Source organism: Nitrosarchaeum sp. AC2, assembly GCF_013407385.1.
GTDB lineage: Archaea > Thermoproteota > Nitrososphaeria > Nitrososphaerales > Nitrosopumilaceae > Nitrosarchaeum > Nitrosarchaeum koreense.
This window is the reverse complement of record NZ_CP030847.1, coordinates 1,489,713-1,510,477: the sequence shown is the minus strand read 5'-3', so window position 1 is coordinate 1,510,477 and position 20,765 is coordinate 1,489,713. Positions and strand designations below refer to the sequence as shown.

Sequence of the window (20,765 nt, the reverse complement as noted above, 5' to 3'; positions counted from 1 at the left end):
TAAAGACCTACAAAAATCGTTGAGTGCAACATCAAGTCATGCATATGGCATTGGAGTTATGGCAATAATTATCGGCGTATCTGTTGGAGTAGTTTTTTACACATCATTTTATCTTCCAGAATCTTTATTGAAACCATCTGTTGATGAACATATTTTACATCCTGTCAAAGAGACCATTATTGAAATAATTGAAGGCTCTGCTAGTTCTGCCCAACAGGATAATTATGTACCAAAATTAGTAAATATACAGTTAGGAATAGACAATCAAGTTATTTGGAAAAATGTTGATACCACTGCACATACAGTTACACCCGATCATAGAACTGAAGATTCTTACAGTGGTGTCTTTGGTTCACAAGGTGTTATAAAACCTGGATATGATTATGAGTTTCTTTTCACAGAACCTACAGTAATAGAATATCATTGTGAACCACATCCATGGATGAAAGGTAAACTGGAAATTACAAAACAAAGATTTTAGATAGAATATTTTGCAAATATTATTTTACTTTCAATTTCTTTATGTTGTTCAATAATTGATGCTCTGAATTTTATCTCATGTATCTTTTTTGGTTCAAATTCTATTATTGCCGTAAAATCTGCTTTATTTTCAGGCATAACGTCTTTGCTGATGAATAATCGTGCAACATTTTGTGATATTTTTTTTCCATTGTATGACTTGTAGATAATGTGTTCATTTGAATCTAAAATTTGTGTATTGATTACTACTCCGTCATATCTGCCTGGATATGATACAACAATTACCCCCTTTATCTCGGACTTTGGATGAATCTCTTTAGGATTCAACTCAAATTCAATATCTTTCACGTAAACAAACTATTTGAGTCTGCATAAATAATTTTGTTAAAACGGGCCGGAAGGGCTTCGATCCCTTGACCACTGGATTAGAAGTCCAGCACTCTATCCAAGCTGAGCTACCAGCCCAAGAATCTAAAAATTAATTGTCATTTTAAGGGTTTACAACCATTTTTTCTGGTAATTTTCTCTTTCCATTTTAAACAAAAATTGCTGTGCATATCCAGCATATGGGCCAAAATAATTTACAATTTTTTCATGTAATATGTTATATTGTTTTTCTGTAATTGATTTTGTCTCAATTTCAAATTTTTCTAAATAATATTTTTTTAAAATTCTAATCATCCAAGTATCTAATGGGAATGCTTCTGTCTTGTCAAGTGAAAATAACAAAACACAATCTGCAACTTTATTTCCAATTCCCGGTACTGTTAGAATTGTCTCTTTTGCATCATGATAATTTAATTTTTTAAGATGTTCAAAATCTATCTCTTTTGATTCTACCATTTTTGCTGCATCAATAATGAATTTTGCTCTATATCCAACACCACAACTTTGAATTTCTTGAATAGACGCATTTGCTATTTTAATTGGCTCTGGAAAACTGTAAAATTCTTGGTTGTCAAATTTAATCTTTGTACCAAATTTTATCGAGATTTTTTCTAGACTTGATTTAATTTTCTGAATATTGGAATTTGAAGAAACAATAAATGATATAAAACACTGAAATGGATCTTGTCTGATCAATCTTAATCCGAGATATTTTTTTACAGCGAGTTTTGTTGTTTTGTCTTTTGAGATTGATTTAATTATTTTTTCAATGTCATCATTACTTCTAAAAAAATCATATTTTTTACTACTATATGATATGATGTTTCCTGAATTATTTATTTTTAAAATATCTTGACCATTAACACCATACCAAAAATCATCTTGTTTTTTCCAAAGAAAAACTTGCCCACTATTTATTGTATTTTCTATGTTAATTGTACTATAATCTATCATCTCAGATAGTAATTATCTCATTTACATCTGGAGCATGTGTATCGAAACCAAATTTCTCATGAATTTCCTGAGCAAATTTTTTACATGATTCAGAGTCTCCGTGAACTGTTAAGACTTTAGGATTACCTTTGATTTTTTCAATTATTTCAAAAAGTTCATTTCGATCTGCATGACCTGAAAATTCAAATTGTTTTACCTCTGCAGCAACTCTTAGATCTTTTCCTCGGGTGGATACTTTTCCTGTATCTAGTAATTTTTTCCCAGGAGTTCCTTCACCTTGGTATGATACAAGTGCAATTCCGTTGTTGCTATTAAATGAAAGCTCTTGCAAATAATATGTTGCATTACCTCCTACTAGCATTCCAGCAGGTGAAATAACAACACATGGTTCCTCCAAAGCATGCTTTCTTTTTTCATGATCTCTTATTGCAACTGATTCATTGATTGCATCTGCAAACACTTTTGGATCTCTTAGATATTCTGGATGATTAAACATTATTTCATTTACTTTTAGTGCCATTCCATCCATTATGATTTTGTGTTTAAAGTTTGAACTTCTTAAAATACATGCCATTTCTTGAGAACGTTCAACTGAAAATGATGGGATAAATAATACTCCTTTTCTATCCATGACCTCATTTGCAAATTCAATTAATTCTTTTTCAGATTCTTTTCTAGGTTTTTGTTCTGTTTGTGAATATGTGCTTTCAATGATTAAAAGATCAATATCTCCTACATCCAAATCTGCTTCACGAAGCATTCTTGAGCCATGTGTTTTGATATCACCCGTATAGAAAAGTCGTTTCTTTTGAGATTCTACTAATACAGAACCTCCTCCAATTACATGTCCTGTCTCTCTTAATTCAAAAGTTGCATTGCCTTTAGTAATTTTTTGTCTAAATCCTATCTCTTTTGCATTTCGCATCATATTGTTTAATTCAGGCTGTCCAAACGGTTGAGCATCTTTTGTAATTTTCAGCATATCTTCTATGAGTAATCTTGTTAAATCAAAAGTTGGTGGTGTCGCATAAACGTCTGTATTGCCACTGACAAATAATGATGGAACATTTCCTGAATGATCAAGGTGGGCATGAGTAATGATAATTGCATCAAGATCTTTTGGTTTTACATGAAGTGGATATTCTGGTGGCGATCCACGTTTTCCAAATAATACTCCATAATCTAATAACAAATTTGTTCCATTACAATTTACCAAAAAACCTGAACGCCCTACCTCATTGGCTGCTCCTAAAACTTTAACCTCCAAGAAATAAATTGAATTTTGCTCTACCTTAAAACCTTCTTAGCATAGAACCGATCATTATGCTTATCATAGAATCTACAAAAGCTTTAATTAGTGTAAGCTAAGACTCGATCCTCATGGGAAGAAGCTTCCAAGAATGGTTAAAACAACAAGATCAAGCAGTAGTTGCTAAAACACGTGCAGGCGACGAAGCAAACAAACCACTTCTTAACCAACTTAACTGGATCTGGGTTAACAATCTGATGAAACAGAGAGCAGACCTAAATCCATCTTCAGCTGAATTACTTGACTGGGTAACCTCTGGTCAAATTGATGCAATGAGAAAATAAACGTGTAACACACGTTATCTTTTTGTTTTTTATTATACTGATAATTTTTCTTCCTTGATGTTATTTCATTTTTAGCATTTTTATTTCCGATCAATTTCATAACAGGGTTATGATTTTTGATTATGGTTTAAATAGCAACCAAGCAGACATTATGTTGTAATGCCAATAGCAATACTTCCAGACATTGATGAACAAAGATGTATCGGATGTGCACTATGTGTAGAAATCTGTACAACTCTTGGTCCTGATGTCCTTAGAGTAAAACCTGTTGAAGGCTGGAAGAGAGGTAAAGCATTTGTATTTTATCCAGAAAGATGTATTTCTGATGGTGCATGCATCGGTGTATGCCCAACAAAATCAATCTTTTGGATGAGACCAATGAATTACACAGCTGGACAACCAGTACCTCTTCACAAAAACGGTATCTTCATCAAAGGTTGGGCAGAAGACGCTGCACTATAAGCAGAATCTTTTAGCACACACTTTTTTCTTATTTTTGTTTAAACAATAGATTTCTTTTTGATATCTTTTGGAAGCATTTTGATATAGTACTTCAAAAATTCATCGGTTTTATCAAAATAAATTTCTGAAAATTGATTATTTTTAAAAAATACATTCCAGGTGTTTTCAAAAGTTGGAAACTCTGCGGGGTTGAATTTTAATCTTGAAGTTTCATGATGTGATGCCGGAAAGACATCTGAAATTTCTAGTGGGATTAATCCTAAATGTGGACTGTATTGGCAAACTTGAATATTTTTCATCTCTTTGAACTTTTGTTTTAGTGAGAAATACTCATGCGATAAGTATGCTGGTTTTGTATTGGATTCTTTGGTTATGATTAAAGTTTTTTTCTTTGACTTGAATTTTCTAACCGTTTTATGGTATGACTGAACTTCTGGACGATACTGATCCTCTTTCCCATAAAGGAAAATGGCTTTTTCTTTGAATTTTGGCGTTGATGTTTCAAAGTAATTTGAATTTTCAGTAAAAATATCAATCATCTCAAATAACTTTGGATGTGCTCTTGCTTTTTTTAAGACATATTCCCACAATCTTCCTTCATGAATTGCCTGTTTTACTTTATCTACTTCGTTTTTTATTGAATAAAGGTTGTGTAGCGCAATTTCATTAATTTTTTCATGAATTTCTAATTGACGTAACTCATCAGGCGTATACTTTGAGCATACTTCACAGTTACATGGAAATACCGAAATATCTGAAAGATTTCTTGTGCCATCATCTGTGATGTACCTTTCTTGTTTAGCATATAACATGTAAGATGCAGAATCAAAAGTATCACAACCTAGTGCAACTGCAAATGGTATAGTTAATGGGTGTCCTGCACCAAACAAATGTAAAGGAATGGAATGCGGCATCTGTTTTTTTGCAGTTACAATCATCTGTGCTAATAATCTGTATTCATATGATTCCATAAATTCAACTGGACTACCTAAAGCTAGCATTTGAAAACCCATATCGACTAAACCTTTAGTTGATTTGGCTACCAGATCAAAATGTTCTCCACCTTGAATTGGTCCAATCCAGATCTGACCATTACTTTCACTGTCTTCAAGCGTCTTCTTTGAGACTTTGAGAGTATGGTTGACATATGATTCAGCTTTTTTCCATGGTAATCCATAACCTGTTGGTTTATCCAGCGGAATTGCAAAATCTGTAAGTATCTTTCTTTCAAATTCTGCCATCTCTGGTGGTAAAACTTTGACATCACCATACTCTAAAACCTGATAACCTCCAGAGTCTGTCATTATTGCGCCGTCAAAATTTATTATATTATGAATTCCTTTTTTTACGGCTTCGTCACCGTAATTGTTTCTGGTGATGTATGCATTTGTAATTACTAAATCAAAACCAATCTCTTTGATTTTCTTAGCTGGAATAGTCTGTTTTACAGGATGAATAACAGGGACATAAGCAGGAGTTTCAATTTTTCCATGATTTGTATGAATAACACCAATTCTTCCAGCCAAATCGCTTTTTAAAATCTCAAACAAGTTACAGATTCTCAATAATAGCGTTATTTAATCAATAAGCAAAAAATTTTTTCAAATCATCATGTTTTGCTACTAAATCAAGCCAATCAACATCTTCACTTGAATCTTCATCGTTGATAACACTCATCACTTTATCTGTCACCTCTAAAACACTCTTTGCTGTAACATCCACCTGAAATACCTTTACTCCAAATTGATTTATTGCATCATGTGCTATTATTCCTAAAATTTCACTACCTGTATTTTCTTTAGTTTTTTTATCTGAATACTCTCTTTTTTTATAAACTGAAATTAAATCATATGGATTTCTTCTCAACACAATCATTTTCTTTATTTGCTCTAATGATAAAACATATGGTGCTAAATGTCCAACAACTAAAGTAGATTTTGAAATTTTCTTGTTAATTATTTTTTTTAATTCTGCTGTATCCACATCATTTGTATCTTCATCTCTTTCAAATAATCCAGAATCTTTAGCGATATTGTTTATGTCTAATATCTGTAATTCTAACCGCTTGGCAATTTCATTGGCTATAGTATGCTTCCCAACTCCAGGATTTCCAGTAATTACTATTGACATATTATAAAACAAACATGAACCAAATTAAACAATTTCTGCAATACTAATAAGTACAATAGCATTTTTGTGTGTATTGCAAATTGGTTTATTAGGTAAAGCAAATGTTGGAAAATCTACATTTTTTTCAGCTGCTACTGAAACTCCTGTCCCTATAGGTAACTTTCCATTTACAACAATTCAACCAAATGTTGGTGTTGCTTATGTAAAATCTGATTGCGCCTGTAAACATTTTGAAATTAAACATCAAAACCCACTATGTGTAAATGGGACTCGTTTTATCCCCATAAAACTAATTGATGTAGCAGGATTAGTTCCTGGAGCACATGAAGGAAAAGGTTTAGGAAACCAATTTCTTGATGATGCAAGGCAAGCTGAAGTCTTGATACACGTTGTTGATATTGCTGGAACAACTGACATTCAAGGTCAACCAGTTCCTATCGGCACACATGATCCTATAGAAGACGTTAATTTTGTTGAAAATGAATTTGATCAGTGGTTTACAGATATTCTTAGAAGGGAATGGGATAAACTTACTAGGGAAATAGAACAAAAAAGAGCAAAACTCACTGATGGAATTGCAAAACGATTTACTGGTTTGGGAATTAAAGATTATCAAATACAAGATGTTTTACATAAACTAGAACTTAGCTCAAAAAATCCTAAAGAATGGAACGATTCTGACATTCAAACTTTTGTTAAGGAATTAAGAAAAAACACAAAACCGTTTATCATTGCAGCAAATAAAGCAGACCTTTGTAAAGATCTTGATATAATCAAAAAAATTCCTGATACGATTGTAGTTCCCTGTAGCGCTGAAACTGAATTATTATTACGAAAAGCTTCTAAATCAGGAATGATACATTATGAATCAGGCGATGAAAAATTTTCTATAGTTGAAAATAAAGAAATACTGCCACAACAACAAAAAGCTCTAGATCTAGTAAACAATGTTTTTACAAAAATTCATTCGACAGGAATTCAAAAAATTTTAAATCTTGCAGTGTTTGATTTGTTGAAACTCATTGTTGTTTTTCCTGTAGAAGATGAAACAAAATTAACTAACAAAAATGGTGATGTTTTACCTGATGCAAAATTATTGCCACATGATTCCACTGCAAAAGATTTGGCAGGTTTAATTCATGCTGATATTGCCAAGGGATTTTTACATGCAATTGATTGTAAAACAAAACAAAGAATCGGCGGTGATCATAAATTGAAACATGGAGATGTGATCAAAATCGTTTCAACATTAAGTAGGGGATAATATGCTTGGTCTTGGAGTTGAAAGCACAGCTCACACTTTCTCATGTGCTATAATAGAAAAAAATGAAAATAAAGGAAAAATTTTATCTGATGTTAGAAAAATTTATCGCCCACCTGAGGGCGAAGGAATTCATCCTAGAGAAGCATCAAGGCATCACGTTGAAAATAGCTCCATTGTATTATCCGAATGCCTTAAGGAGGCTGGCGTTAAAATCAAAGATCTTGATATTATTTCATATGCTGCAGGTCCTGGTCTAGGTCCTTGTTTGAGGGTAGGTGCAGTAGTAGCACGTTCTCTTGCATCTTATTATAAAATTCCAATCTATCCAGTTAATCATGCATTAGGACACATTGAATTGGGAAAATTACTTACTGGCGCAAAAAATCCACTAGTTCTTTTAGTTTCTGGTGGTCATACAATGCTTCTTGCATTTCTAAATAAACAATGGAGAGTATTTGGAGAAACATTGGATATTACATTAGGTCAACTACTAGATCAATTTGGAAGATCAATTGGTTTTGCATCTCCCTGTGGAAAAAATATTGAGGATTTAGCTTCCTCAACTTCTAATTATGTTCTACTTCCATATTCTGTAAAAGGCAACGATGTATCATTTTCTGGATTGTTGTCTGCATCAAAACCAATAGCACAAAAAAGTAAAGCTGATGCATGTTTTTCATTACAAGAAACTGCATTTGCAATGATCAGTGAAGTAGTAGAAAGAGCACTATCTTTTACTGGAAAAAAAGAATTGCTAATTGTTGGTGGTGTTGCTGCAAATAAAAGATTGTCTGAAATGCTACAAGATGTTTGTAAAAGACATGTTTGCAAATTTTTTATTGCCCCTCAAAAATATGCAGGTGACTGTGGTAGTCAAATATGTTGGACAGGATTGCTAGAATCTCAAGTAAAAAGCGGTGTTCCTATTGAAGAAACCTTTGTACAACAATCATGGCGATTAGATTCAGTTAAAATAGATTATTGATTTTTATGCTCTTTTATGGCATTTTCAATATTTTTTAGCCAATCTTTAGTATTAAAAACTCCAAACTTGTATGTCTGTTCACCTTCTTTTGTTTTGGAAGTAAAACATACTTTTTTTATCAGTCGTCCCTCTTTCCAAACTTTGTCTACATCATTTAGTGAAACATCCATTACTGTATCTCCAAAACGTTTTGAAAAGTCCATCATTCGTGATTTTGTCTTATCAAAAGCCAATCTTTTATTAGTTAAAGTTAAGATTCCTGCACCGAGTTTATCTTCGTTACAATCTTCCTGCTTTAACCTCTTTTCTCCATCTTCCATGATTCGTTTTTACCCGTATCTCTAGGTTATAATTTTAATGAAAATTATGTTAAATAACTCTAAATTATAACATTTCAATTATCTATTTTATGAAGCTACTAAAAAAAGGCGCAGAAGCAGATATCTATCTTACGAAATGGAGTAATTTACCATCAATATTGAAAATAAGAAAGACAAAATCATATCGTAATTCTATTCTTGATGCAAAAATTCGGAAACAAAGAACAATTAAAGAATCTCAAACAATTTCAGAAGTAAAGTCATTTGGAATTCCAACTCCGCTTGTATACTTTGTAAATTTAACAAATTCATCTATTCTAATGCAAGAAATTCCTGGCATACCTGTTCACGATTTACCTGATTTGAAGATAATTAAATTATCCAAGGAAATTGGTAGACTAGTTGGAATTATGCATAAAAATGGTATTATGCATGGTGATTTAACAACCTCAAATTTTATCTTATACAAAAATAAAGTATATGTGATTGATTTTGGTTTATCGCAGAAAACAATCAAATCTGAAGATCATGCTGTTGATTTACGATTAATAAAAGAAATTCTTAACAGCGCACATGCAAAAATCATGGAATCTGCATGGAAAAATTTTATTTCTGGCTACAAATCTGTAGTTGGTACTATAACCTATTCAAAAATTATGCATTCAGTATCTGATATTGAAAGTAGAGGAAGATATGCAACAGTCATCTGATCTTTTCTTTGTATCATCAAATCCTCACAAATATCAAGAAGCAAAAAAAATTTTAGAGTCATTTGATATTAATCTTAAATTTTTTAAATACGATCTTGAAGAAATTCAATCTTCTTCTCTCAAAGAAATTGCATCTAAAAAAGCGATACAAGCATTTCAAAAATGTAAAAAACCGATAATAATAGAAGATGATGGACTTTTCATAGATTCACTAGGTGGATTTCCTGGACCATATTCTTCATATGTCTTCAAAACAATTGGTAACAAAGGAATTTTACACCTTTTAAAAAAAAATAGAAAAGCCAAATTCATCTCAATTATTTCTTATCATGATAATAAAAATTGTAAATCATTTGAAGCAAAAATTGATGGAACTATTTCTAAATCACAAAATGGAACAGGGTGGGGTTACGATCCAATTTTTATTCCTAAAAATTTTAATCAAACATTTGCACAGTTAACAACTAAAAATGATTTATCTCATAGATACAAAGCATTAAAAAAATTTTCTAATTGGTATTTGAATAAGCTGAAATCCAACGATTAATGGATCTTTGATTGTTTTGCAATATTACAATTCTTGAAACGAGACTTTCATCCATTATTGAAAATATTTCACTATGTTTTGCTACTTCTTCACTAAATCTCCGCACTTCTTCCATTTCTAACATGTTTGAATGTTCTAATCTATTAGTTGAACGACCAATGTGCATGTAAGATTTTATTTCAATAAAGTGTGGACTAGCTTGTTTTAGCATTGCAGCAAAAGCTGGAATCATCTCTTTTTGGTCATTGTAATCTCTTATGAGCGTAATTCGAAGTACAGTTCTTGTATCTAAGTGCTTTAGCATTTCTAATGTTCTATTCCATCTTTTCCAAGAGTCATCATATTTTGGTCTATTAATTTTCAAAAATGAATCATAATCTGCCGCATTAGTAGATAAATACAATTGTGTTGGTAACGCAGCCTCATCTTGCAATCTTTGAATCATGTCTGGTTCTTGTCCATTTGTTACAAGAAAAATTGACTTTGTTGCTTCTAATGATTTTAGATATTTTATTAATTCTGGAAGCTTAGGATACATCGTTGGTTCACCGGAAAGTGAAATAGCATAATGACTTGGTAATAACGATTCATCTAATCTTTGTTTATCATTTCTCGAATCTCCATAATACCCCATTATCAATTTTTTTCGCTCTTCCATCAACTTAGTTAGTATCTCTTTTGGCTCAGATACTTTTTCTGGTTCCATCTTTAATGAATCATAAAATTCCATTGGTCTCCAACAATATACACAACGATTTTCACAATGCATTCCAGCAGGAGAAAATTCCATACATCTATGAGTTGAAATCCCATAAAATTTGTGCTTGTAACAACTTCCTTCATGTTTGAATGATTTTTTTGTCCAATGACAAAGTTCTACTGTAGAATGATCTGCAACACCGTATTTTGCTTTTTTTAATTGCTGTGAAATTCCAGGTTTGATCTGTATTAATTTCTCTTCATCAACTATTTCTCCAGAACAACTCATATGCAAAAAATCTGTTTTGCTTTACTTAAATTGATCGTGATCCTTGTTTTTTCTTAAAAATAACTCTCAAAACTTTTCCCATTTTTAGCCGATTTCAGAGTGAAGTTTAATAACTGGATCTTTGACGTAAATTTAAGCTTTGAAAAAAATACGTATGGGATTCATATTTTTATTTTTAGCCATAATAATTGGCATTTCCACAAGTCCTGTATTTGCTGCTACTGATGATTTAGATCGTGATGGAGTTACAGATGAAACAGATAGCTGTCCTAATCTTCAAGAAGATTATGATGGTGTAATAGATGGTTGTCCATCTAATTTTGTTCCATGGTATGATGAGGACTTTGATGGAATTCAGGATAATATTGATCAATGTCCAAGTTTGAGAGAAAATTATAATAAATTCCAAGATACTGACGGTTGTCCTGATACTACTCCTGGAACTACTGGAGGACCTCCTGATTCTGATGGTGATGGTTTTATTGATGTTCTAGATTTGTGTCCAACTCAACCTGAAACGTTTAACGGTATCTTTGACACCGATGGTTGTCCTGATACTTTTGGTTCTGGTTCAGATAGAGATAGAGATGGTGTTCCAGATCATTTAGATTCCTGTCCACTAAGTGCTGAGACTTATAATAAATTCCAAGATACTGACGGTTGTCCTGATACTATTACTGATTCATCATTTGTTGATACTGACAATGATGGTATAATTGATAAAATTGATTTTTGTCAAACAGAACCTGAAACTTTTAATGGTTATAGAGATACTGACGGCTGTCCTGATGTTGTTTTAGATACTACATTTAGTGATGCAGATGGCGATGGTGTTCCTGACAAATCTGATACATGTCCTAACCAAAAAGAAACATTCAATCAATTTGCTGATTACGATGGCTGTCCTGATTCAGTTCCTTCATTCACAGGAAAACTAAACGATTCCGACCGTGATGGTATTATGGATATAGATGATGCATGCCCATTAGAACCTGAGCGATATAATAAATTTGAAGACACCGATGGTTGTCCAGATATTCCTGTTTATTCTATTACTGTTGATTCAGACCAAGATGGAATTCCAAACAATGTAGATCAATGTCCAACAGTGAAAGAAACTTACAATAAATTCCAAGATGATGACGGCTGCCCTGACTATGTTGCAGATGATAAAACATCTCCAGATTCTGATGGTGATGGAATTCGAGATTATGCAGACTTGTGTCCAACTCGTGCTGAAACATTTAATGGATTCCAAGATGACGATGGTTGTCCTGATAATGCATCATTGATTGATAGAGATGGAGATGGAATTATAGATACTAAAGATGCATGTCCAACAGAAAAAGAAACTTACAATAAATTCCAAGATGAAGACGGTTGTCCCGATAAAATATCCAGTGCTTCTTCTTCAGATTTTGACGGTGATGGAATTGCTGATCTATTAGATAAATGCCCATTAGAACCTGAAGTTGTTAATGGTTATCAAGACACCGATGGCTGTCCAGACATTTCTATATTGGATTCTGATAACGATGGAATTAGAGATTCCTTAGATCAATGTCCAACTCAACCAGAAACTTGGAATAGATATATCGATAATGACGGTTGTCCTGATAATCCTGGTGATTTAGATGCTGACTTTGATGGAATTTTAGATTCTACTGATGTTTGTCCGCTAGTTCCTGAAAGATATAATGGATTTGAAGACACTGACGGCTGTCCTGATTTCCCATCTTATTTGACAGATGTTGATTCAGACTTTGATGGTATAGTAAATACTCTAGATAATTGTCCGCTTGTTCCAGAAACCTACAATAGATTCCAAGACACTGACGGTTGTCCTGACTATGTTGCAGATGATAAAGGTATGCCAGATTCTGATGGTGATGGAATTCATGATCGTATAGATAACTGTCCAAATCAGCCAGAAACCTTTAATGGAATTTTAGACTTGGACGGCTGCCCTGATAATTATATCTCTAATATTGATTCAGATCAAGATGGATTACCTGATGGAATAGATGCATGTCCAATGGCTAAAGAAACTTACAATAAATTCCAAGATGATGACGGCTGTCCTGACAAAATTGTTGAATCATTTGTAATAGATTCTGATAATGATGGAATAAGCGATGTACTTGATCAATGTCCTTTGGTTGCTGAAACATTTAATGGATTTGAAGACACTGACGGTTGTCCTGATACTAACATATCTCAACCTGATGCAGATGGTGATGGTGTTCCTGACATAATGGATATGTGTCCAACACAAAAGGAAACTTGGAATAAGTATGTCGACTATGACGGTTGTCCTGATACTATTCCAATAGGTAAAACCACTATAGATACAGATGGTGATAGAATAAACGATGATGTTGATAAATGTCCTAATGACAAAGAAACTTTCAATAAATTCCAAGATGATGACGGTTGTCCTGATACTTCTCCTGAGCAATCACGTTACAAACATGACGATGATTTAGACGGTATTGTGAATAATTACGATTTATGTCCTACAGTGCCAGAAGATTATCTAGGTGTAATTGATGGATGCCCAGAACAATAGGTGTGTCATAAAATGAAAAAATATCAAATTCTTGGATTTTTACTTTTGATTGCCTCTATTGGTATTTTCCAAAGTAATGCCTTTGGTGTTGAAGACAATGACAATGACGGTGTTACAAATAATGTTGATCAATGTCCTAACCTTCAAGAAGATTATACCGGTACAATTGATGGCTGTCCATCTACATTTGTCCCATGGTATGATGCTGATTATGATGGAATTCCAGATCATATTGATACATGTCCTACTGTTAGAGAGATCTACAATAAATTCCAAGATGATGACGGTTGTCCTGATTTATCACCTTCAACAGATAAGGCAGTTGCAGATACTGATGGTGATGGTATTATTGATAATCTAGATTTGTGTCCAACTCAACCAGAAACATTTAATGGTGTTGATGATAAAGACGGTTGTCCTGATAATATTTCATCAACAGACACTGATAGAGATGGCATTTCTGATCATTTAGATTCATGTCCACTTATTCAAGAAACTTACAATAAATTCCAAGATGATGACGGCTGCCCCGATGTAGCAATTGGTACTACAACTGACTACAAATTCCCAGACGCTGATGAGGATGGAATTGATGACAGATGGGATTCATGTCTTAGCGAAAAAGAAAACTTTAACGGGTATCTTGATCGGGATGGATGTCCAGATGTTCCAGGTACAACTGCTGGTAATTTAGCTGATTCTGATTATGATTCAATCCCAGATTCTGTTGATCAATGTCCTCAAGAGCGTGAAAACTTTAACAAATTCCAAGATGCTGATGGATGTCCAGATGTAATTGATTATAAAATAATAAACGATGTTGATGGTGATGGAATTTTTGATCAAAATGATTCATGTCCATTTAATCCAGAAACTTACAATAAATTCCAAGACGATGACGGCTGTCCTGATAATATTGCTGATGATAAATCAACTGCAGATACTGATGGTGACGGTATAAATGATTATTTTGACTTGTGTCCAACTCAACCAGAAACATTCAATGGATTTTTAGATAAAGACGGTTGTCCTGATAAATCTCTTTTGAATAATGACACTGATAGGGATGGCATTTCTGATCATTTAGATTCATGTCCACTTATTCAAGAAACTTACAATAAATTCCAAGATGATGACGGCTGCCCCGATGTAGCAATTGGTACTACAACTGACTACAAATTCCCAGACGCTGATGAGGATGGAATTGATGACAGATGGGATTCATGTCTTAGCGAAAAAGAAAACTTTAACGGATATCTTGATTGGGATGGATGTCCAGATGTTCCAGGTACAACTGCTGGTAAATTAGCTGATTATGATTATGATGGTATTCCAGATGCTGTAGATGACTGCCCAACAGTTGCAGAAAGATACAACGGATTCCAAGATGAAGACGGCTGTCCTGACGGTATAGATCTAAAATCTGGAGGTGATTCAGACAAAGATGGCATTGCAGATGATATTGATCAATGTCCACTCATTAAAGAAACATACAATAGATATTTGGATTTAGACGGTTGCCCTGACTATATTGCAGATGATAAATCAACTACAGATACTGATGGTGATGGTATTACAGATCGTTTAGACTTGTGTCCAACCCAACCTGAAACTTTCAATAACTATCAAGATAAAGACGGCTGCCCTGATAAATTTACATCTACTCTTGACACTGACGGTGATGGTATTTCAAATACAATAGATGCATGTCCATCAAACCCAGAAACTTACAATAAATTCCAAGATGATGACGGCTGCCCTGATGTAGCAATTGGTACTACAACTGACTACAAATTCCCAGATGCTGATGAGGATGGAATTGATGACAGATGGGATTCATGTCTTAGCGAAAAAGAAAACTTTAACGGATATCTTGATTGGGATGGATGTCCAGATGTTCCAGGGGCTGAATCTACTATATCTGACCGAGCTGATTCTGACGGTGATGGTTATCCTGACTCTGTAGATTCATGTCCAACTGCTCCTGAAACATGGAATAAATACAATGACTCTGACGGCTGTCCTGATACTGCTCCAGAACAACAAAGATTTGTTCACGATGATGATCTTGATGGAATTATCAACGATGAAGATCAATGTCCTCTAAAATCAGAAGATTATATTGGAATAATTGATGGTTGCCCAGAGCAATAGGTCTCTTTTGTTGTTAGATATTTTATAGAAGGATCTTTTTAACGTGAGATTTAATAAATACTCAATAATATCGAAGTCAAAGATAATGAAACAATATTACATTCTTGGATTTTTACTTTTGATTGCCTCTATTGGTATTTTCCAAAGTAATGCCTTTGGTGTTGAAGATAATGACAATGACGGTGTTACAAATAATCTTGATTTATGCCCAAATCTTCAAGAAGATTATACCGGTACAATTGATGGCTGTCCATCTACATTTGTCCCATGGTATGATGTTGATTTTGATGGAATTCCAGATCATATTGATACATGTCCTACTGTTAGAGAGACATACAACAAATATCAAGATGAAGACGGCTGTCCTGACTTGACACCCTCTACAGATAAGGTAGCTGCAGATACTGATGGTGATGGTATTATAGATAATCTAGATTCATGTCCAACTCAACCAGAAACATTCAATGGAGTTGATGACAAAGACGGTTGTCCTGATAATATTTCATCAACAGACACTGATAGAGATGGCATTTCTGATAATCTAGATTCATGTCCAACTACTCCTGAAACTTATAATAAATATCAAGATGAAGACGGTTGTCCTGATGTAACTTCTGATACTACTACATCTTACCAATTCCCAGATGCTGATGGCGATGGAATTGATGACAGATGGGATTCATGTATAAGTGAACCAGAAACATTTAATGGATTTTTGGATTGGGATGGTTGTCCTGACACAGTAACAGCACGTTCTGGAAGTTTGATTGATTCTGATTATGATTCAATTCCAGATTCTATTGATCAATGTCCTCAAGAACGTGAAAACTTTAACAAATTCCAAGATAATGACGGTTGTCCTGATGTGATTGATTATAAAATAGTAGGTGATGCTGATGGTGACGGTATTTTTGGTGACAATGATTTATGTCCATATAATCCAGAAACATATAATAAATTCAAAGACACTGATGGCTGTCCTGATAGTATTTTCAATGAAAAATCCATCGCAGATACTGATGGTGACGGTATTATAGATAATCTAGATTTATGTCCAACTCAACCTGAAACAGTTAACGGATTCAAAGACACTGACGGTTGTCCTGATAAATTTACATCCTCACTTGATTCTGATTATGACGGTATTTTTGGTGACAATGATTTATGTCCATATACTAGGGAAACTTTCAATAATTTCCAAGACACTGACGGTTGTCCTGATGTAACTTCTGATACTACTACATCTTACCAATTCCCAGATGCTGATGGCGATGGAATTGATGACAGATGGGATTCATGTATAAGTGAACCAGAAACATTTAATGGATTTTTGGATTGGGATGGTTGTCCTGACACAGTAACAGCACGTTCTGGAAGTTTGATTGATTCTGATTATGATTCAATTCCAGATTCTATTGATCAATGTCCTCAAGAACGTGAAAACTTTAACAAATTCAGAGATGACGATGGCTGCCCTGATAGTCTTGATTTAAAATCAGTTGGAGATTCTGATTATGACGGTATTTTTGGTGACAATGATTTATGTCCATACTCAAGAGAGAATTATAACGGATTCCAGGATGACGATGGCTGCCCTGACAGTATCTTCGTTGATAAATTTGCTGCAGACACTGACGGTGACGGCATTTTAGATAATCTAGATTTATGTCCAACTCAACCTGAAACAGTTAACGGATTCCAGGATGACGATGGCTGCCCTGATAAATTTACATCAACTCTTGATATTGATCAAGATGGAATTCTTGATGCCGTAGATGCATGTCCATCAAACCCAGAAACTTACAATAATTTCCAAGATGAAGACGGCTGCCCTGATGTAGCAATTGGTACTACAACTGACTACAAATTCCCAGACGCTGATGAGGATGGAATTGATGACAGATGGGATTCATGTCTTAACGAAAAAGAAAACTTTAACGGATATCTTGATTGGGATGGATGTCCTGATGTGAGAGGAGCAGATTCATCAGCACCAACACGACCTGATTCTGATTCTGATGGATATCCTGATGATGTTGATTCATGTCCAACTGCACCTGAAACTTGGAATAAATACAGAGATTGGGACGGTTGTCCTGATACTGCTCCAGAACAACAAAGATTTGTTCATGATGATGATCTTGATGGAATTATCAATGATATTGATAAATGCCCACTAAAATCTGAAGACTATATTGGAATCATTGACGGTTGCCCCGAGCAATAATTTTTTGATTTTTCTTATATAAAAAAATCTATTAATATGATAAATATATCCAAAATTCAAAACTATCATAATGCTTCCAACTTTTTCAAGTAGAGCCTTTTTAGCACCAATGGCAGGTGTTAGTGATGCTGCCTTGAGATTACAATGTAAAAAAATGGGTGCAGGGTTGGTAGTAACTGAATTTACTAGTATTCATAGTATTATTGCCAAAGAAAAACAACTAAAAGAAAATAAAAAAAACATTCAGGAATTTTTAGAATATTCTGAACAGGAAAGACCTTTATCTGTTCAATTATTTGGTTCTGATCTTTTAGCATTAGAAAAAGCTGCAAAGATTGTTGAACCTTTTTTTGATATAATTGATTACAATATGGGTTGTCCAGCACCACATATTACACAACAAATGGCAGGTGGAGCTCTATTACAAGAAATCAACCTTACCCAACAAATTTTTAGTACTCTTGTTAATGCTGTTAAAAAACCAGTAACTTTGAAAATACGTTTAGGAGTTACTGAAGCAAGTAGATATCTCTTTAAAGATATTTCAGAAATTGCTGAAGATGAAGGAATACAAATGATAACACTTCATCCTCGAACTGTAACTCAGGGATATTCTGGTAATGCTGATTGGCAAATGATTAAAGAACTAAAAGAGATATCAAATATTCCTATAGTTGGTAATGGTGATATCACAACTCCTGAAGATGCTAAAACAATGATAGATCAAACTGGTTGTGATTACATTATGATTGGTAGAGGTGCAATGGGTAATCCTTTTTTGTTTGAACAAATTAATGATTACTTGGCAACTGGAACTTATAACAAATATACATTCAAAGATAAACTAGATGCGTTTTTTGATTACCTTCACCTTACAACTCAATACAAAATAAAATTTTCAAACATCAAAAGTCAGGCTATGAGGTTTACTAAGGGAATGAATGGTGGTGCAAAATTGCGACCAAAAATTTCTCAATCAAAAAATCTAATTGAACTTGAAAAAATTATGAACGATGCTTATGTTTAACTTTACTACAATATTCTAGATTCAATTACTGACAATTTTCTTGAAATTTTTACAATATGTATACACATATTCGTTTTTTAATTTTTAATCTATCAATATTTAAATAAATTCAGATTATTCTTATATAATTTCTAATGATATTAAAAATATAGAAATGGGGACGGATAATTGAATGCCACGAGCATATGTGCTGATAAATTGTGATCTAGGATCTGAAAAAAGTGTAATTTCATCGTTAAAATCAACTGAAAATGTTATCGAAGTACATGGTACTCTTGGTCTTTATGATATTGTTTCAAAAATAGAATCAGATTCTGAAGAAAAGATTCAAAAAACCATTACAAATGTAATACGTAAAATTCCAAAAATTCAGTCTACAGTAACTCTTACTAGATCAGAAGGCAAAGAACTATTCCAAGCATCTGAAAAACTTATTGGATCTATGCTTGGTAAAAATGATGTACAGGCTTATGTTGTCATTCACGGTGATAAAGGGGAAGAATATAATATTTTAAAAAATTTGAGTCATATTCAAGAAGTAAAAGAAGCTGATGTGGTATTTGGTTATTATGATGTCATTTGTAAAATTGAAACATCTGATTACAAATTAATGGAAAATATAATTACAAAAGGTATTAGAAAATTACCTCATGTCAGAACTACTATGACATTAAATGTCATTATAGAGCAAGAGACTTAGTGTTTCAAAGTTTTTATGACATTCAAGTAACATTTTTCACATAATTCAAGTTTATCATATTTTTTTGTTTTTTCTTTTTTTAGACAAATACTGCAAATTGTAATGCAATTATCACAAAAGATGGCTGGTAATTCCAATCCTCTTTCAAAAACAACAGTTGATAAAATGCTTGGATTATCGTGCTTGCATCCATACATATATTTTATTTTTGATGGCATATTGTTAATTGGCTCTGCTAATTAATTAGATACTTTATTATTTTTTGAAAATTTGTTTGATTTAAAATTTAAATTTGAATGAATTTATGTATGCATCTTATTATCTATTTTAACATCCATTATTTTTATCATGAAAATTTTATGCTATTTTTCAAGAATCTGAAGAATTTTGTATGCTAATCTATCTATGTTTACATTTGGTTCGGTAGTGATTAAAAGAATGTTTTTCTTAAGAGGAAAGCTCATCATTACTAATTTTTCACGTCTTGATGCTGAATATTTTACAGGACCCATAGAATAATCAAAATTTTTTCTGGTTGCTACTCTATATGCTAATTCTCTAAATATTTTCTGTTGCTCGTCATTTGTTTCAAAAGGAACAATATCTTCTCTAAATTTACCTTTTATCAAATTCCCTTTACTATCTATGAATCCCGCAAATCTTATGTCATTTTCTTGGAAAATCTCATCTAATCTCTGTTGGTAAAAATTATCATTCATTTTATTATCTAATATTTGTTCTATGGTTGATGATTGTATAATAAATGATTATTTCTGCTAACTATGAATTAATCAAAAATTATGCCTAATCTAAAATCTTTTTAGAAACACTAAATCATTTGCTTTTATACTTAAATTGTAATGGTTGATTATCCCTTCAAAACACATGTCCCCCAAAGGGATACCTCACTGAGAGGAAACCATTGTTATCCTCTCAGTTGATTATTTTCTAGATTTTTTATTCTTCGTATCTTCATTATTTTTTGATGCTTTGCGTTCTTTACGAGTTGTAATTACTCCTTTAACAATAATTGGTAAAGAGATTGCAAACAAAACGATCACTAATTCTTTTGGAATATCTGAAACTGCTGCTTCTGCTGTTTTTAACGAATCCTCAGATGTAATTATTATTTGAAATATTATAGTTGGAATGAACCAAACAGACAATCCTAAAATCAACCAATATAGTCCCTTCAATGACTTTTTACTTTAAGGCCACTTTATAATTTATGAACTTTCATTTTTATATTTTCAAATGTTATTCTAAAT

The 20,765-nt window shown here is 33.0% G+C and carries 22 protein-coding genes and 1 tRNA gene; 13 read left to right on the top strand and 10 right to left on the bottom strand.

From position 1 onward, the window contains the following. Positions 1-19 precede the first annotated feature (19 nt). Positions 20-481, top strand: a complete 462-nt coding sequence (locus DSQ20_RS09170; RefSeq protein ID WP_179365392.1) for a plastocyanin/azurin family copper-binding protein — start codon at positions 20-22, stop codon at positions 479-481. On the opposite strand, the gene DSQ20_RS09165 is transcribed toward DSQ20_RS09170, so the two are convergent. The 4 genes from DSQ20_RS09165 to DSQ20_RS09150 form a co-directional block, all read right to left on the bottom strand. Next, the gene (locus tag DSQ20_RS09165) at positions 478-828 is read right to left on the bottom strand and encodes a hypothetical protein (RefSeq protein ID WP_179365391.1); all 351 of its coding nucleotides are present in this window, start codon (positions 826-828) and stop codon (positions 478-480) included. The two genes, DSQ20_RS09170 and DSQ20_RS09165, sit on opposite strands and share 4 nt — an antisense overlap. Before the next feature lie 42 nt (positions 829-870). Continuing rightward, positions 871-945 (bottom strand) — tRNA-Arg (locus DSQ20_RS09160). A 33-nt stretch (positions 946-978) separates the two neighbouring features. Then, the gene (locus DSQ20_RS09155; RefSeq protein ID WP_179365390.1) at positions 979-1,821 is read right to left on the bottom strand and encodes a DNA glycosylase; all 843 of its coding nucleotides are present in this window, start codon (positions 1,819-1,821) and stop codon (positions 979-981) included. A gap of 1 nt (position 1,822) precedes the next feature. Next, positions 1,823-3,088 carry an MBL fold metallo-hydrolase gene (locus DSQ20_RS09150; protein ID WP_179365389.1) on the bottom strand — a complete coding sequence of 422 codons (1,266 nt, stop codon included), beginning with the start codon at positions 3,086-3,088 and terminating at the stop codon, positions 1,823-1,825. Positions 3,089-3,201: 113 nt separating this feature from the next. Between DSQ20_RS09150 and DSQ20_RS09145 the strand changes: the two genes are divergently transcribed. Next, positions 3,202-3,414, top strand: a complete 213-nt coding sequence (locus DSQ20_RS09145; protein WP_007403031.1) for a hypothetical protein — start codon at positions 3,202-3,204, stop codon at positions 3,412-3,414. A 159-nt stretch (positions 3,415-3,573) separates the two neighbouring features. Continuing rightward, positions 3,574-3,876, top strand: a complete 303-nt coding sequence (locus DSQ20_RS09140; RefSeq protein WP_007403030.1) for an ATP-binding protein — start codon at positions 3,574-3,576, stop codon at positions 3,874-3,876. A gap of 38 nt (positions 3,877-3,914) precedes the next feature. Here DSQ20_RS09140 and tgtA read toward each other — a convergent pair whose 3' ends face one another. Together tgtA and DSQ20_RS09130 are read right to left on the bottom strand one after the other, a co-directional pair. Then, the gene (tgtA, locus tag DSQ20_RS09135) at positions 3,915-5,426 is read right to left on the bottom strand and encodes a tRNA guanosine(15) transglycosylase TgtA (RefSeq protein WP_179365388.1); all 1,512 of its coding nucleotides are present in this window, start codon (positions 5,424-5,426) and stop codon (positions 3,915-3,917) included. 31 nt (positions 5,427-5,457) lie between these two features. Further along, complete coding sequence (locus DSQ20_RS09130; protein ID WP_179365387.1) at positions 5,458-6,006, bottom strand: adenylate kinase family protein; 549 nt, start codon at positions 6,004-6,006, stop codon at positions 5,458-5,460. A 73-nt stretch (positions 6,007-6,079) separates the two neighbouring features. Between DSQ20_RS09130 and DSQ20_RS09125 the strand changes: the two genes are divergently transcribed. Together DSQ20_RS09125 and kae1 are read left to right on the top strand one after the other, a co-directional pair. Next, entirely contained in the window at positions 6,080-7,270 is a 1,191-nt protein-coding gene (locus DSQ20_RS09125; protein WP_179365386.1) for a redox-regulated ATPase YchF, read from the top strand. A 1-nt stretch (position 7,271) separates the two neighbouring features. Next, positions 7,272-8,255, top strand: coding sequence for a KEOPS complex N(6)-L-threonylcarbamoyladenine synthase Kae1 (gene kae1, locus DSQ20_RS09120; protein WP_179365385.1), 984 nt, complete (start codon positions 7,272-7,274; stop codon positions 8,253-8,255). Here the strand turns inward: kae1 and DSQ20_RS09115 are convergent. After that, positions 8,249-8,575: a hypothetical protein gene (locus DSQ20_RS09115; RefSeq protein ID WP_179365384.1), complete on the bottom strand. Its 327-nt coding sequence runs from the start codon at positions 8,573-8,575 to the stop codon at positions 8,249-8,251. The genes kae1 and DSQ20_RS09115 overlap by 7 nt on opposite strands. Before the next feature lie 89 nt (positions 8,576-8,664). Between DSQ20_RS09115 and DSQ20_RS09110 the strand changes: the two genes are divergently transcribed. After that, entirely contained in the window at positions 8,665-9,285 is a 621-nt protein-coding gene (locus DSQ20_RS09110; protein WP_179365383.1) for a KEOPS complex kinase/ATPase Bud32, read from the top strand. Continuing rightward, entirely contained in the window at positions 9,269-9,832 is a 564-nt protein-coding gene (rdgB, locus tag DSQ20_RS09105; protein WP_179365382.1) for an RdgB/HAM1 family non-canonical purine NTP pyrophosphatase, read from the top strand. Before DSQ20_RS09110 ends, rdgB begins: the two co-directional genes overlap by 17 nt. Here the strand turns inward: rdgB and twy1 are convergent. Next, on the bottom strand, positions 9,795-10,820 hold the full coding sequence (twy1, locus tag DSQ20_RS09100; protein WP_179365381.1) for a 4-demethylwyosine synthase TYW1: 1,026 nt from the start codon (positions 10,818-10,820) through the stop codon (positions 9,795-9,797). The genes rdgB and twy1 overlap by 38 nt on opposite strands. A 154-nt stretch (positions 10,821-10,974) precedes the next feature. Here twy1 and DSQ20_RS09095 point away from each other — a divergent pair, with 154 nt between their 5' ends. The 6 genes from DSQ20_RS09095 to DSQ20_RS09070 all read left to right on the top strand — a co-directional run bounded on the left by DSQ20_RS09095 (position 10,975) and on the right by DSQ20_RS09070 (position 19,740). Next, a complete protein-coding gene (locus DSQ20_RS09095; protein ID WP_179366375.1) occupies positions 10,975-13,389 on the top strand; it encodes a thrombospondin type 3 repeat-containing protein in 2,415 nt (804 codons plus the stop codon). A 12-nt stretch (positions 13,390-13,401) separates the two neighbouring features. Beyond that, positions 13,402-15,543: a thrombospondin type 3 repeat-containing protein gene (locus DSQ20_RS09090; protein ID WP_179365380.1), complete on the top strand. Its 2,142-nt coding sequence runs from the start codon at positions 13,402-13,404 to the stop codon at positions 15,541-15,543. Positions 15,544-15,628: 85 nt separating this feature from the next. After that, entirely contained in the window at positions 15,629-17,770 is a 2,142-nt protein-coding gene (locus DSQ20_RS09085; protein ID WP_179365379.1) for a thrombospondin type 3 repeat-containing protein, read from the top strand. 70 nt (positions 17,771-17,840) lie between these two features. Continuing rightward, positions 17,841-18,797 (top strand): tRNA dihydrouridine synthase DusB, encoded by a 957-nt coding sequence (dusB, locus tag DSQ20_RS09080; protein ID WP_179365378.1) that lies wholly within the window; start codon positions 17,841-17,843, stop codon positions 18,795-18,797. A 172-nt stretch (positions 18,798-18,969) separates the two neighbouring features. Beyond that, a complete protein-coding gene (locus DSQ20_RS09075; RefSeq protein ID WP_179365377.1) occupies positions 18,970-19,497 on the top strand; it encodes an Lrp/AsnC family transcriptional regulator in 528 nt (175 codons plus the stop codon). Positions 19,498-19,599: 102 nt separating this feature from the next. Further along, positions 19,600-19,740, top strand: a complete 141-nt coding sequence (locus DSQ20_RS09070; RefSeq protein ID WP_179365376.1) for a hypothetical protein — start codon at positions 19,600-19,602, stop codon at positions 19,738-19,740. A 119-nt stretch (positions 19,741-19,859) separates the two neighbouring features. Here the strand turns inward: DSQ20_RS09070 and DSQ20_RS09065 are convergent, their stop codons facing one another. Further along, positions 19,860-20,216 carry a DUF6659 family protein gene (locus DSQ20_RS09065; RefSeq protein ID WP_179365375.1) on the bottom strand — a complete coding sequence of 119 codons (357 nt, stop codon included), beginning with the start codon at positions 20,214-20,216 and terminating at the stop codon, positions 19,860-19,862. Positions 20,217-20,438: 222 nt separating this feature from the next. Then, positions 20,439-20,693: a hypothetical protein gene (locus tag DSQ20_RS09060; protein WP_179365374.1), complete on the bottom strand. Its 255-nt coding sequence runs from the start codon at positions 20,691-20,693 to the stop codon at positions 20,439-20,441. Between the last annotated feature and the right edge of the window lie 72 nt (positions 20,694-20,765).

Excerpts from the sequence above, each read along its gene's own strand:
- DSQ20_RS09155 (WP_179365390.1), bottom strand. The coding sequence starts at position 1,821 with ATGATAGATTATAGTACAATTAACATAGAAAATACAATAAATAGTGGG.
- DSQ20_RS09145 (WP_007403031.1), top strand. The coding sequence starts at position 3,202 with ATGGGAAGAAGCTTCCAAGAATGGTTAAAACAACAAGATCAAGCAGTA.
- DSQ20_RS09140 (WP_007403030.1), top strand. The coding sequence starts at position 3,574 with ATGCCAATAGCAATACTTCCAGACATTGATGAACAAAGATGTATCGGA.
- DSQ20_RS09130 (WP_179365387.1), bottom strand. The coding sequence starts at position 6,006 with ATGTCAATAGTAATTACTGGAAATCCTGGAGTTGGGAAGCATACTATA.
- kae1 (WP_179365385.1), top strand. The coding sequence starts at position 7,272 with ATGCTTGGTCTTGGAGTTGAAAGCACAGCTCACACTTTCTCATGTGCT.
- DSQ20_RS09115 (WP_179365384.1), bottom strand. The coding sequence starts at position 8,575 with ATGGAAGATGGAGAAAAGAGGTTAAAGCAGGAAGATTGTAACGAAGAT.
- DSQ20_RS09110 (WP_179365383.1), top strand. The coding sequence starts at position 8,665 with ATGAAGCTACTAAAAAAAGGCGCAGAAGCAGATATCTATCTTACGAAA.
- rdgB (WP_179365382.1), top strand. The coding sequence starts at position 9,269 with ATGCAACAGTCATCTGATCTTTTCTTTGTATCATCAAATCCTCACAAA.
- twy1 (WP_179365381.1), bottom strand. The coding sequence starts at position 10,820 with ATGAGTTGTTCTGGAGAAATAGTTGATGAAGAGAAATTAATACAGATC.
- DSQ20_RS09095 (WP_179366375.1), top strand. The coding sequence starts at position 10,975 with ATGGGATTCATATTTTTATTTTTAGCCATAATAATTGGCATTTCCACA.
- DSQ20_RS09090 (WP_179365380.1), top strand. The coding sequence starts at position 13,402 with ATGAAAAAATATCAAATTCTTGGATTTTTACTTTTGATTGCCTCTATT.
- DSQ20_RS09085 (WP_179365379.1), top strand. The coding sequence starts at position 15,629 with ATGAAACAATATTACATTCTTGGATTTTTACTTTTGATTGCCTCTATT.
- dusB (WP_179365378.1), top strand. The coding sequence starts at position 17,841 with ATGCTTCCAACTTTTTCAAGTAGAGCCTTTTTAGCACCAATGGCAGGT.
- DSQ20_RS09075 (WP_179365377.1), top strand. The coding sequence starts at position 18,970 with ATGCCACGAGCATATGTGCTGATAAATTGTGATCTAGGATCTGAAAAA.
- DSQ20_RS09070 (WP_179365376.1), top strand. The coding sequence starts at position 19,600 with ATGCAATTATCACAAAAGATGGCTGGTAATTCCAATCCTCTTTCAAAA.
- DSQ20_RS09065 (WP_179365375.1), bottom strand. The coding sequence starts at position 20,216 with ATGAATGATAATTTTTACCAACAGAGATTAGATGAGATTTTCCAAGAA.